Annotated in this window: 10 protein-coding genes; 5 read left to right on the forward strand and 5 right to left on the reverse strand. The window is 73.9% G+C overall.

Translation table 11 applies throughout. The annotated features are described in order from the left end of the window. Nucleotides 1-70: 70 nt before the first annotated feature. Both AWX74_RS20400 and AWX74_RS20405 read right to left on the reverse strand, forming a co-directional pair. Nucleotides 71-1,390, reverse strand: coding sequence for a DUF1501 domain-containing protein (locus AWX74_RS20400; RefSeq protein WP_091279264.1), 1,320 nt, complete (start codon nt 1,388-1,390; stop codon nt 71-73). 135 nt (nt 1,391-1,525) lie between these two features. Then, complete coding sequence (locus AWX74_RS20405; RefSeq protein ID WP_091279266.1) at nt 1,526-2,920, reverse strand: DUF1800 domain-containing protein; 1,395 nt, start codon at nt 2,918-2,920, stop codon at nt 1,526-1,528. 336 nt (nt 2,921-3,256) lie between these two features. Between AWX74_RS20405 and AWX74_RS20410 the strand changes: the two genes are divergently transcribed. Then, a complete protein-coding gene (locus AWX74_RS20410; protein WP_091279269.1) occupies nt 3,257-4,423 on the forward strand; it encodes an acyl-CoA dehydrogenase family protein in 1,167 nt (388 codons plus the stop codon). Nucleotides 4,424-4,497: 74 nt separating this feature from the next. Here the strand turns inward: AWX74_RS20410 and AWX74_RS20415 are convergent, their stop codons facing one another. From AWX74_RS20415 to AWX74_RS42575, 3 genes are all read right to left on the reverse strand, one after another. Continuing rightward, the gene (locus tag AWX74_RS20415) at nt 4,498-5,331 is read right to left on the reverse strand and encodes an alpha/beta fold hydrolase (protein WP_091279272.1); all 834 of its coding nucleotides are present in this window, start codon (nt 5,329-5,331) and stop codon (nt 4,498-4,500) included. A gap of 262 nt (nt 5,332-5,593) precedes the next feature. Then, entirely contained in the window at nt 5,594-7,192 is a 1,599-nt protein-coding gene (locus AWX74_RS20420; protein WP_091279275.1) for a WS/DGAT domain-containing protein, read from the reverse strand. A gap of 338 nt (nt 7,193-7,530) precedes the next feature. Continuing rightward, complete coding sequence (locus AWX74_RS42575) at nt 7,531-7,614, reverse strand: DUF2218 domain-containing protein (protein ID WP_226933102.1); 84 nt, start codon at nt 7,612-7,614, stop codon at nt 7,531-7,533. Between the two features lie 642 nt (nt 7,615-8,256). On the opposite strand from AWX74_RS42575, the gene AWX74_RS20425 reads away from it, so the two are divergent. The 4 genes from AWX74_RS20425 to pheA are packed head-to-tail and all read left to right on the forward strand — an operon-like array spanning nt 8,257 to nt 12,999. Continuing rightward, on the forward strand, nt 8,257-9,444 hold the full coding sequence (locus AWX74_RS20425) for a thiamine pyrophosphate-dependent dehydrogenase E1 component subunit alpha (protein WP_091279278.1): 1,188 nt from the start codon (nt 8,257-8,259) through the stop codon (nt 9,442-9,444). Further along, nucleotides 9,441-10,424 (forward strand): alpha-ketoacid dehydrogenase subunit beta, encoded by a 984-nt coding sequence (locus AWX74_RS20430; RefSeq protein ID WP_091279282.1) that lies wholly within the window; start codon nt 9,441-9,443, stop codon nt 10,422-10,424. Before AWX74_RS20425 ends, AWX74_RS20430 begins: the two co-directional genes overlap by 4 nt. Before the next feature lie 5 nt (nt 10,425-10,429). Then, nucleotides 10,430-11,968 carry a dihydrolipoamide acetyltransferase family protein gene (locus tag AWX74_RS20435; protein ID WP_091279491.1) on the forward strand — a complete coding sequence of 513 codons (1,539 nt, stop codon included), beginning with the start codon at nt 10,430-10,432 and terminating at the stop codon, nt 11,966-11,968. Next, a complete protein-coding gene (gene pheA, locus AWX74_RS20440; RefSeq protein WP_226931340.1) occupies nt 11,965-12,999 on the forward strand; it encodes a prephenate dehydratase in 1,035 nt (344 codons plus the stop codon). The genes AWX74_RS20435 and pheA overlap by 4 nt, the downstream gene beginning before the upstream one ends. Nucleotides 13,000-13,016: the final 17 nt, after the last annotated feature.

Raw genomic sequence — 13,016 nt, forward strand, 5'->3', positions numbered from 1 at the left:
AGCGGCGGAAGCGGCGGCCCGAGGCTCGGGATTCTGCGACCGGACCGGATGCACCCGCATGACCGGCTGATCAGAGGAACGCCAGGCGGGGAAGGCGCGCGTCCGAGCCGAGGACGACGTCCGCCTCGGTGCCGAGCACGCCTTCCAGCAGGGTCGCGTACACCGAGCGGAAGTCGGTGGTCACCCGCAGGTCGCCGTCGTCGAGCGCGGTGAGGCTGGGCTGCTCGCCGAAGCAGCCGCCGCGCACCGGGTGGCCCAGGATCAGCACGGGGCCCGCCGTTCCATGGTCGGTTCCTCCGCTGGCATTGGGCACGACCCGCCGGCCGAACTCCGAGTAGACCATCGTCGTCACCGCGCCGGCCCGCGGGCCGGCGGCCAGGGCCCGGTCGAAGCGGGTCAGCGCGGCGTCGAGCTCGCGGAGCAGGCGGGCGTGGGTGCCGCTTTCGGCGGCGTGGGTGTCGAAGCCTCCGAGGCTCACCGAGTAGACCCGGGTCGGGACCCCCGCGCCGATCGCCCGGGCCACCACGTCGAGCTGCACGCCCAGCTCACCGCCATCGCCTCCATCCCCGGCGGCACCGGCACCACCGGCGGCGCCGGCAGCGGCGTCGTCACCGCCGGTCGCCGCGCCCTCGAGCTGGCCGGAGGTCCCCGCGGCGCGCTCGGGGGCGTCGGCCAGCACCGGCCCGAGCGCTCCGGCGACCGTGAACATGTCGGCCCCGGACCGCGCCACCCGGGCCCGCAGCGGGCTGTCGGCCGGGTCGGGGCGGTACAGCGTCCGCAGCAGCTCCCCCTCCCGGCCGTCCGGCGCGGCGAACTGGCCGGTGGGGACGGCCGCGCCGACCGCGTGCTCGCCGACGAGCAGTGGGGGGAGCGTCGGCCCGATCGCCAGCGCGAGCAGCGGATCACCGCCGGACGACCCGGCGCGCGTCGCCGTGGCGTCCAGCCACCGCCCGATCCAGCCGGAGGTGGACGCCGTGCGCGGCGACGCCGACTGCCAGATGGCCATCGACCGGAAGTGGCTGTGGTCCGGCTCGGGGTACCCGACTCCGGACACGACCGCGAGCCGGCCCGCGTTCCACAACCCGGCGAGGCCGGACAGCGCCGGGGCGAGCGCGAGGCCGTCGGCGAGCGGGTGGACGTCCTGGGCCGCCGCGGCGAGATCGCCGCGGGCGGTGCGGTACGCCGGGTCCTCGATGGGCACGACGGTGTCGAGCCCATCGTTGCCGCCGTAGAGGGTGACGATCACGAGAATCCCGGTGCCGTCCGCGAGCGGTCGCCGGGTCGCCGCGTCGTGCAGGACATCCCAGCTGACGGCCCCGGCCCCGGCGGCGACGGCCGCCGCCCCGGTCACGCCGGAGGCGAGGAGGAAACGGCGGCGGCTCAGCGGCATGGCGGTCCTTCCGGGTCGGGACGGGTTCGCGGTTCGGTGTCAAGGCCGCGGTTCGGAGCCGGGCCGCGGTTCGGAGCCGGGGCCGGAGCCGCGGTTCGGAGCCGGAGCCGGGGCTGGGATCGGGATCGGGATCGGTCAGGTGACGACGTACTCGGGGGCGAGCAGGGCAAGGGTGACCAGCTGCCGCGGGTCGTCCCGGGCCGCCGACAGCGCGTCGCGGGTGCGGGTGCTCCACGCCGGCACCGAGAGCAGGCGGGCCACGGCGTCGACCCGTTCACCGGGCGGGACGTCCGCCACCGGCGACAGGTCCGCCAGGCCGGTGACGGCGGTGGCGAACCGGGTCCGGGTCAGGCTCGCCGCGGTCGTAAGCCAGGCGCCGCCGGCCGGCCAGCCACCGACGCTCGGCGGGACGAACGGGACCTGCCCGAGGCCGCGCAGCACCGCGATCAGGCGGCTCGGCGCCGCCGCACCCGCCGCACCCGTCGCCGCCCCCGGCTCCGGCACCGCGAGCCGCAGCGCGCGGAGCACACCGACGACGTACTCAACCGGCTGGACGACCAGCCCCCCGGCGGTGGCGCGCAGGCCCGGCGCGAGCAGCAGCGCGCGCAGGGCCGCGCCGGTGTCGAGACCGGGACCGTAGGCGGCCAGCAGCCCGGCGATCGCCGGATCGCCCGGTGCCACCGGTGCCGCATACCGGCTCCACAGCCGGGAGCACACCCAGCGCGGGGACGCCGGCGCGTGCGTCACCAGGTCGATGACGTCCTCGCCGCCGAGGTTCCCGGTATGCCCCAGCACGGTTTTGGTGCCGGAGTCGTGCTGGCGGGCCAGCACGGTGAACCGCCCGGACCGGTCGGCCCGCCAGCCGGTGAACGCCCGCGCGGCCTCGCGGACGTCGGTCTCGCCGTACGCGCCGATACCGAGGGTGAACAGCTCCATCAGCTCGCGGGCGAAGTTCTCGTTCGCGTTGGCCTTGACGTTGCGGCCGGCGTCCAGCCAGAGCAGCATCGCCGGGTCCTGGGCGACCGCAAGCGTCAGCTCGTCGAACCGGCCGCGGCCGGCGCGGCGGAGGATCTCGTTCTGCGCCAGCATCAGGGCCGGTGACCGCACCTTCTGGATGGAGGTGGCGAAGTGGCCGTGCCAGAAGAGGGTCAGCTTCTCGGTGACCGGGTCGGCAGTCGCCACCATGCGGCGCAGCCACCAGCCGATCAGCGCCTCGGTGCGCTCCCGCAGGCCCTTCGCGTAGGCTGCGCGGGCCGCCTTGTCGGCGAGGTCCGGTGGTCGGTGGTCGGCCTCCTGGTCGAGGTCGGGTGGTGCCGCCGCGGCGGGATCCGGGCGGTCGCGTGCTCGCAGCAGGCTGTCGACGGTCGCCTCGAAGCCGGCCTTCTCGGCGGCGTCGAGCTCGTCCGGGCGGGCGCCGAAACCGGCCCGGCGGAACAGCAGCGCGAGCGCCGCCCGCCCCTCGGCCGGTGCGGGCGGGCTGGCCCGGCCCGGTGTGGTGGCGGCTGGGCCGGATGTGGTGGCGAGAGCCATGGCACCGAGGATGGCGGCGCGACATCAGGAACCGGCGAGGGTCCTGTTCGGGTTCGGTAAGGATTCGCCGGTAGCGCCGTTGCGATCAGGGGATCATTGGGCCGGGCCCGAGCCGAGGGCCGAGGGCCGAGGGCCGACGCAGGCCGGCCCATCCGCCGGGCACCCGGACAGATCCAGCTCAATGTCACTCTTGGCGACTGAATGACATCCGGAATGTGATGTTCATTCGTGGCGAATCAGATGCACAGTAGGGCTCGGCGCGGGATTGTCTGTCATGGCGGATCCGCCGGGTCCCGCCGCCGTCCCGCTCAGCCTCGTCCAGTGGAAGGTCGACCGATGCACTTCGAACTCACGTCGGATCAGGAGCAGCTCAGGGCCGGGGCGCGCGAGCTCGCCCGCAGCTTCGGGGACGACTACTGGGCGGACAAGGACCAGAAGTGCGAGTTCCCGTGGGAGTTCTACAACGCGTTCGCCGAGGGCGGCTGGCTCGGCATCGCCATCCCGACGGAGTTCGGCGGCGGCGGGCTGGGCATCACCGAGGCGGCGCTGCTGCTGGAGGAGATCGCGGCGTCGGGCGCCGGCATGAACGGGTGCAGCACGATGCACCTGACGATCTTCGGCCTGAACACCATCGTCAAGCACGGCAGCGCCGACCTGCAGAAGGAGATCCTGCCGAAGGCGGCGGACGGCTCCCTGCACGTCTGCTTCGGGGTGACCGAGCCGAACGCCGGTACCGACACCACCCGCATCTCCACGTTCGCCCAGCGTGTCGACGGCGGCTATGTGATCAACGGCCGGAAGGTCTGGATCACCAAGGCCGGCGACTCGCAGAAGATGATCCTCATCACACGGTCGACGAAGCGTGAGGAGGTCACCCGTCCCACCGACGGAATGACGCTGTTCCTCATCGACATCGACCGGGAGAAGATCGACCTGCGGGCCATCCCGAAGATGGGCCGCAACGCCGTCTCCTCCTACGAGGTGTTCATCGACAATCTGTTCGTTCCGGAGAGCGCGCGTATCGGCGAGGAGGGCAAGGGCTTCAAGTACCTGCTGGACGGGCTCAACCCGGAGCGCATCCTGCTCGCCCACGAGGCACTGGGGATCGGGCGCGCGGCCATCGAGAAGGCGACCCGGTACGCCAGGGAGCGGGTCGTGTTCGAGCGGCCGATCGGCCAGAACCAGGGCGTCGCCTTCCCGCTCGCCGAGGCCCAGATCCGGCTCGACGCCGCCGAGCTGATGGCGCGCCAGGCCGCGTGGCGCTACGACCAGGGCCTGCCCTGCGGGCCGCAGGCGAACATGGCGAAGTGGCTGTGCGCCGAGGCCGGGTTCCAGGCCGCCGACCAGGCCGTCCAGACCCACGGCGGGATGGGCTACGCCCGGGAGTACCACGTGGAGCGCTACTTCCGGGAGTCCCGCGTCATGCGGATCGCGCCGGTCAGCCAGGAGATGGTGCTCAACTACGTCTCCCAGCACGTGCTCGGCCTGCCCAAGTCGTACTGAGCCCCAGGTCCCGGAAGGCCGGCGGGTCCCCTCCCGCCGGCCCCGGGAGCGCCGGGCTCAGGCTCGGGTGGAGCTCAGGCCCGGGTGGAGGAGACGAACTCCAGCAGGTCGGTGCTCAGCCGTTCCCGGAAGGTGACGGCCAGGCCGTGCGGACCGCCCTCGTACACCTTGAGCGTGGCGTCCTTGATCAGCTCCGCCGAGCGCTTCCCGCCGACCTCGAAGGGAACCACCTGGTCGTCGTCGCCATGGATGACGAGGGTCGGCACGTCGAACGCGGCCAGGTCCGGCCGGAAGTCCGTCGCCGAGAAGGCGGCCACGCACTCGTAGGAGCTGCGCAGGCTGGACTGCATGCCCTGGGCCCAGAAGGAGTCACGGGCCCCCTGCGAGACGTTGCTGCCGGGCCGGTTCGCGCCGAAGAACGGGCCGTCGGCGAACTCGCGGTAGGCCTGGGCGCGGTCGTTGACCAGGCTGGTGCGGATCCCGTCGAAGACCTCGATCGGCAGGCCCTCGGGGTTGTCGTCCGTCCGCAGCATGAACGGCGGCACCGCGGAGACCAGCGCGACCTGCGCCACCCGGAACGTGCCGTGCCGGCCGACGTAGCGGGTCACCTCTCCCCCGCCCATCGAGAACCCGACCAGCGTCACGTCGTGCAGATCGAGGTGGTCGATCAGGGTCGAGAGGTCGTCGGCGAAGGTGTCCATGTCGTTGCCGTCCCACGGCTGCGACGAACGGCCGTGCCCGCGGCGGTCATGCGCGACGACGCGGTAGCCGTGGGCCGCGAGCGCGGCCGCCTGGGACTCCCAGCTGTCCGCGTTCAGCGGCCAGCCGTGGCTCAGTACCACGGGACGCCCCGTGCCCCAGTCCTTGTAGTAGATCTCGGTTCCGTCCTGCGTCGTCACGGCCGCCACGATCGTCCCCTTCTCCGCGTGGGTGGGTGGGGGTTACCTCCCCCTCTCTCACGCTAGGCCCGCCCACGGGAGAACGCGCACCGATCAGGCACCGGCCGACACCGTTCGGGCGAGGCCCGGCGAGGCCCGGCGAGGCCCGGCGAGGCCCGGCGAGGCCCGGCGAGGCCCGGCGAGGCCCGGCGAGGCCCGGCGAGGCCCGGCGAGGCCCGGCGAGGCCCGGCCGGCGGCTGCGCGGGCAGCCGCCGGCCGGCTCAGGCGGCTGTCAGGCCGCGGCGGGCCGGCGGCGCCACGGCCGGAGCAGGCCGCCGGGATCGCGGGCGACCACGCCCGTCACCGCTCCCGAGACGGCACCGCTGACGGTGCCGGTCATCATCGCCGTCACCGCGGCCGCGGCGGTGGGCAGGCGCTGGGCCGGCACGCTGACCCGGGCCCGCGGGGCGCAGTCACGCAGCGCGGCGAGCTCGTCCAGCCACAGCTGCGCGAACCGGTCGTGGTTCGGCACGCTGTCGCTGGCGACGACCATGACGCCGACCCGGTCGTCGACACCGAACATCGCCACGGCCAGATGCTGGCGCCCGACCAGCAGCGGGCCCATGCCGATCAGGCCGGTCATCCGCCGGCCGGCGACGGACAGCGGGCCGCGGATGGTCCGCGCGTTGGTCGCGACCAGCGCCATCTTGCTGATCTGGGTCGGGTAGCTGCCGACACTCGCGAGCATGCGCTTGCTGGCGAACCGCGCCATGGCCGGGAAGTGGGCCCGCTCCACCAGGCCGAGGCCGCCCTTCTTCATCCGCGCGGTCGCCTCGGCTGTCCGGGCGAGGCGCCGGGCCGGGTCGGGCTCGCCGCAGTACAGCGGAACCCGCACCCCGGTGTTGAAGTTCGACAGGACGTCCTGCTCGGCCAGCGTGCGGATGCTCACCGGCATGAGCGCGTGGACGGGGCGTGACCCGCTCTCCCAGTCGGCCGGTGACCAGGCGCGCAGCGCGCCGGCGACCGCGGCGAGGTACACGTCGTTCACGGTCACCCCGTGCTGGCGGGCGATCGACCGCAGGGTGCTCAGCTCGGTGGTGACCCAGCTGTGCCGCGCGGGGCCGGACGGCGGGCCGCCCCAGCCGGCGAGGCGGCGGGTCGGCAGCAGGCAGCCGATGCCGCGGCTGACGAACTTCGCGTACTCGACCGGGCGGGGGCGGCGGATCGTCTCCGGCAGGCCCAGGTCGATCCGGTCGCTCTCCCCGAAGAGCAGGTACATGACGCGGTAGAGCGCCATCCCGTCCTGCTGGATGTGGCTGGAGCGGTAGACCATCGCCGTCCGGGTCGCCGCCGGGTCCGGGTCGCGAAGCAGGTAGAGCATCCACGGCGGCCGGGTCATGTCGACGGGCCGGCTGACGATGCTGTCGACGGCCGCCTGCAGCCGGGCGTCACCGAAGCCCGGGTCCCCGCCGGTGCGTGCGTCGGCGGCGGCGCCTTCCCCTGCGCCGGCACCGGAGTCGACACCCGCGTCGGCACACGCGTCGGCGGGAGGCAGGTCGACGACGACGATGTGGTGGTCGAGGTCCACCCCGGGGTCGGAGACCCAGCGGGTCTCCTTCGCCGAGGATCCCCGCTCGGGCGACCAGATCGTCACGGTCTCCAGCCGGTCGGTCAGCATTCGCGCCCGCGGGTCGCGCAGCCGTTCGGCGATGTGCGCCCGCAGCTCGTCGATGCCCACCTGGGGACCGTCGAAGAACAGCAGGGCGCCGATGTCCTGGTGCTCCCCCGGATTGCGGTCGACGAACGCGAGATACGCCCGGTCGCCGGGGGTCAGCGGGCGCACGTGCGCCGGCGTGTAGTCGGTCTTCCTGAGCGCGCCGAGCAGAGCCATCAGACGCTCCCCCAGCCCGTCCGCGGGCGGTGGGTACAGGTCTGGACCGTCCGGTCCTCAGCCCTGACAAATGAGCGCAACTGTGCGCAAAACGTACCTATACCCATGAACCAATTACAACTGGTCACCAACGCGGTAAGCGTCGCTGTGTCGGACGTCTCCACGCCAGCGTTGTGACACGCACGGCAAGAGGGTTGTCGCAAGTAGCAATGAAGAAGGGTGAGCTGCGGATACGCCGCGTTCCCTCATGACAACGGTACAACCGGCCCGCGGGCACCTAGGTGGCTCGGCACCGGCGCGACGGCGGCGAGCGACTCAGTTCCAGTGCGCCGCGAGGCTCAGTTCCAGTGCACCGCGAGGCCGTCCCGACGCCCGAACCGCTCCAGGTGCGAGCCCACGACGTCCTTCACCACGTCGAGCAACTCGGGTTGCCCTTCGGCGGGGCCAGACGGTCCGGGCGGGTCCGGGCCTGGGCCCCGTCACCCCGACCACCTGCCCGGAAATCCGCCGGTAAAAGACCCGGCCCGACCTGGGACGGGAAGGCGACAACACCGGAGGGCACCTTCGGCAGGCACTCCCGAGACGCTGGTCACAGCCCTCCAGAAGGCGCCGCGGAGCACGTTCACCCAGGATTCCCTCCGGCGGGGGCCCCGATTCCCGGCCGTGCTGGACGAGCCGGCGGCCACGGCGCCCGCATCGCGCCGTCCTAGGCCTTTCTCCCCGCGAACGGGCCGCCCAACCACGAGCCACCAGAGCTCTGACCAGGCATAACCCGTGCCCGCGCCGGGTTCCGGACGAACCCTGCGCGGCAACGGAAATCGATTTCAGCCGCAGCGGCGGCCTTCTTTTCCGGCAGCATCCCGAGTTCCCCGGGCTTTCTTCCGACGGCCGGCCACACCATTCTCCGGCGATTTCCGGCACGGCTCCGAGCAGGCCCCAGGGTGATTCTGAACACGATCCGCCCCCGCACCCGAGGCGGAAAATCGGTTGGCAGCGACCGACCACCGCCGCAGTTCTGGTCCGCCACCACAACCGCCTCCGCCACCAACCGCCGAAGGTGGACCTTGACGATCCTCGACGCCAACACCACCCCCGGGCTCGCCGGGCAGCCGAGCTCCCACGGCCCGCGGCGCGACGCCGCGCCGCTGCTGCCCGAGCGTGAGCCGGTCCGCGTACTCGGGACGGAGGCGGCCGGCACGGTCGACCCCGACCTGCTGCGCGATCTGCACCGCCGCCTGGTGCTGGGGCGCCGTTTCAACCAGCAGGCCACCACGCTCGCCCGGCAGGGCAGCCTCGCGGTGTACCCGTCGTCCACCGGGCAGGAGGCGTGCCAGATCGCCGCCGCGATGGTGCTGCGCGAGACGGACTGGCTGTTCCCCACCTACCGCGACACCCTCGCGGTGATGGCCCGGGGCGTGGCGCCGATGGACGTCCTGGCGCTGATGAGGGGTCACACGCACTGCGGCTACGACCCGCGCCGGCACCGGACGGCCCCGCTGTCGACCCCGCTGGCGACCCAGGCCTGCCACGCGGTCGGGCTCGCGCACGCGGCCCGGCTACGGGCCGCCGGCGATCCGGGTGGTGGTCACGACGTGGTGGCGCTCGCACTGATCGGCGACGGCGGGACCAGCGAAGGCGACTTCCACGAGGCACTGACCTTCGCCGGGGTGCTCAACGCGCCCGTGGTCTTCCTCGTGCAGAACAACGGCTACGCGATCTCGGTGCCGCTGGCCCGGCAGAGCGCGGCGCCGACGCTGGCGCACAAGGCGGTCGGCTACGGCATCACCGGCCGTCTGGTCGACGGCAACGACGCGCCCGCCGTGCATGCCGTGCTCGGCGCCGCCGTCGAGCACGCGCGGGCGGGCCGGGGCCCGGTCCTCGTCGAGGCCATCACCTACCGACTGGACGCGCACACCAGCGCAGACGACGCGACCCGTTACCGGACGTCCGAGGAGGTCGAGGCCTGGCGCGCCCGCGACCCGCTCACGCTGCTGGAACGGCACCTGCGCGGCGCCGGCCTGCTCGACGACGCGGGCCTGGCCGCCGTGACCGCCGCCGCCGAGGAGCTGGCCGCCTCGATGCGGGCCGCGGTGGCGCGGGCGGAGGAGCCCGACCCGCGGTCCCTGTTCGCCCATGTCTACGCCGAGCCGACCAGCCAGCTCCGGGAGCAGGCCGCGGACCTGGCCGCCCGGCTCGCGGACGAGGCCTCGACCCCCGCGACGCACGCGACGCACGCCGAGGCCCGGGCATGAGCGGCACCGGCGGAACGACCATGGTGCAGGCCCTCAACACCGCGCTGCGCGACGCGCTGCGCGAGGACCCCGACGTGCACCTGCTCGGTGAGGACGTCGGCGCCCTCGGGGGTGTCTTCCGGGTCACCGACGGGCTCGCCGCCGAGTTCGGGACCCAGCGCTGCCTGGACACCCCGCTGGCCGAGGCGGGCATCCTCGGCACCGCCGTGGGCATGGCCATGTACGGCCTGCGCCCGGTCGTGGAGATGCAGTTCGACGCCTTCGCCTACCCGGCGTTCGAGCAGCTCGCGTCGCATGTCGCCAAGATGCGCAACCGCACGGCGGGCCGGCTGCCGCTGCCCGTCACGATCCGGATCCCCTACGGGGGCGGCATCGGCGGGGTCGAGCACCACAGCGACTCCAGCGAGGCGTACTACGCCCACACCCCGGGCCTGCACGTCGTCACGCCCGCGACGGTCGCCGACGGCTACGGTCTGCTGCGCGCCGCGATCGCCTCCGACGACCCCGTGGTCTTCCTGGAGCCCAAGCGCCTGTACTGGTCCAGCGAGCGGTTCCCACCGACCGCGGTGGCGCCGATCGGCCAGGCGGTGGTACGCCGGGCCGGCACCGACGCGACCCTGCTGACCTACGGGCCGTCACTGCCGGTGTGCCTGCGGGCCGCCGAGGCCGCCAGCGCCGAGGGCCTGGAGCTCGCCGTCGTCGACCTGCGCTCACTGGTGCCGTTCGACGACGAGACGGTCTGCGCGGCGGTGCGCGCCACCGGGCGTGCCGTGGTGGTGCACGAGTCGGTCGGGTTCGCCGGGATGGGTGCGGAGATCGCCGCCCGGGTGACCGAACGCTGCTTCCACCACCTGGCCGCCCCGGTACTGCGGGTGACCGGGCTCGACATCCCGTACCCGGCGCCGCTGCTCGAACATCACTACCTGCCCGGCGTGGACCGGATCCTCGACGCCGTCGCCCGACTCCAATGGGAGCAGTGACCTCCGTGGCCGCGGTACGCACCTTCGCCCTGCCCGATCTCGGGGAGGGACTGACCTCCGCCGAGATCGTCCGCTGGCTCGTCGCGGTCGGGGACGTGATCGTCGTCGACCAGCCGGTGGCCGAGGTCGAGACGGCGAAGGCCGTCGTCGAGGTCCCCTGCCCACACGGCGGTGTGATCACCTCCCTGGCTGGGCCCGCCGGCAGCCAGCTCCCGGTCGGCGCGCCCCTGGTCACCGTGGCTGTCAGCGAGGCCGTGGACGAGGCCGCCGCCGGCGAGGCCCCGGCCGGCCCGCCGCAGCCTTCAACCGGCCCGGCGCAGCCTCCGGTCGCCCCGGCGCAGGCTCCGGTCGGCCTGGTTGCAGCGCCCGACGCCGGCGGTCCCGATTCCGGGGGCCCAGGCAGTGGCGGCTCGGGCAGCGTGCTCGTCGGGTACGGCGTCCGGGACGAGCTCGGTGGCTTCGGCACCGCGGGCGGCACCGCGACCGTGACCGGCGCGCCGCCGCCCCGGACGGTCGCCAAGGTCATCTCACCGCTGGTCCGCCGGCTCGCGCGCGACCACGCCATCGACCTGACCAGGCTCACCGGCAGCGGACCGGACGGCCTGATCCGCCGTGGGAATGTCGAAAGCGCCATCGCCGCCAGCCGGTCCGCGCAGCCGACGACATCCACGCATCCGGCGACATCCGCCCAGCCGGCGACATCCGCCCAGCCGGCGACATCCACCCAGCCGCTGGCCGGGGCCGGGACGGGCACCGGGACGGGCGCGATCACCGGGCCCGGCGGTTCCGCGGAACCGTCCGTCGTCACCCTCAGCCCGCTGGCCCGGCACGCGGCGGAGACCTTCGTCCGTAGCCGGCGCGAGGTCGCCGACGCCACCTGCTGGGTCGACGCGGACGCGACCGCCCTGCTGGCGGCCAAGAAGGAGCTGAACGAGGGCACCGGCGGCGGAGCCGGGGCCGGGGCCGCGCCGGCGGACGGCGTTGCACCGACGGACGGCGCCATCGGCCTGCTCGCGATCATCGCGCGGATCTGCGTCGCCGCGCTGCTGCGCTTTCCCGACCTGAACTCCCAGGTCGTCACAGATCTGGACGGGCGGGCGACGGCGGTGCGCCGCCACGGTGCCGTCCACCTGGGCTTCGCCGCGCAGACGCCGCGCGGCCTGGTCGTCCCGGTGGTCCGTGACGCGCACGCCCGCAGCACCGCCGCGCTCGCCGCCGAGATCACCCGGCTGACCGCGGCGGCCCGGGCCGGCCGGCTCACCCCCGCCGACCTCGCCGGCGGCACGTTCACGCTGAACAACTACGGCGTCTTCGGCGTCGACGGTGCCACGCCGATCATCCACCACCCCGAGACCTCGATGATCGGCATCGGCCGGATCGTCCCCCGGCCGTGGGTGGTGGACGGGGCGCTGGCGGTCCGCAGCGTCACACAGCTGTCGTTCACCTTCGACCATCGGGTCTGCGACGGGGCGACAGCGGGATCGTTCCTGCGGTTCGTCGCGGACGCCGTCGAGGCGCCCACCCGCCTGCTGAGGTTCCTTTGACGACCCGCCCGGTCCTGCCGGTGTTCGACGTTCCCCGGCAGGCCGGCGACAGCCGCCGCCGGCCCCGTCCGGGAAAGGATCTTTTGCCTGCTCACCCGCAGCGATGCACCTACCTCGGGCCGGAGGGCACCTTCACCGAGGCCGCGCTGGGCACGCTGCCCGAAGCCACCACCCACGAGCTGTTCCCGTCCGCGACGGTGGCCGCCGCACTGGACGCCGTACGCGACGGCGACGCCGCGGCGGCGCTCGTGCCGATCGAGAACTCGGTGGAGGGGCCGGTGACCGCGACCCTCGACGAGCTCGCCACCGGCCAGCCGCTCACGATCCGTCGGGAGGTCCTGCTACCGATCAGCTTCGCGCTGCTGGTCCGTCCGGGCACCACCCTGGACGACGTCAAGAGCGTCACCGGTCATCCGGTCGCCCAGGCGCAGGTGCGGCGCTGGCTCGCCCGGCACCTCCCGCACGCCGTGTGGGAGTCGGCGGCGTCCAACGCCGAGGGAGCCCGGCTGGTCCGGGACGGCCGTTACGACTGCGCCTTCGCCGGCGAGTTCGCCGCGCGCCGCTACGGGCTGGAGGCCCTGGTCACCGACGTCAACGACGCCGCCACCGCGACGACCCGCTTCGTCCTGCTCGGGCCGCCGGGCCGGGCCGCGGCGCCGACCGGCCGGGACAAGACCTCGGTGGTCGTGTGGCCGGAGGCCGACGGCCCCGACGCACTGCTGGAGGTGCTGCGGGAATGGGCCGTACGCGGGGTCAACCTGCTGCGGGTCGAGTCCCGGCCGACCGGCGAGGGCCTCGGCCGGTACTGCTTCTCCATCGACGCCGAGGGCCACATCGGCGACCGGCCGGTCAGCGAGGCCCTGATGGGCCTGCACCGCATCAGCCGCAAAATCCGCTACCTGGGATCATACGAACGCGCGGACCGGGCGGACGCGACGATGCAGGCCCGCCGGGCCGAGCGGAGGTTCGCGCTGGCGGCGGACTGGCTCGCCCGGTGCCTGCACGGTCTCGGCGACAACACGGAGCCCTGACCTGGGAGACGGCGACG

Source organism: Parafrankia irregularis (assembly GCF_001536285.1).
Classification (GTDB): Bacteria; Actinomycetota; Actinomycetes; order Frankiales; family Frankiaceae; genus Parafrankia; species Parafrankia irregularis.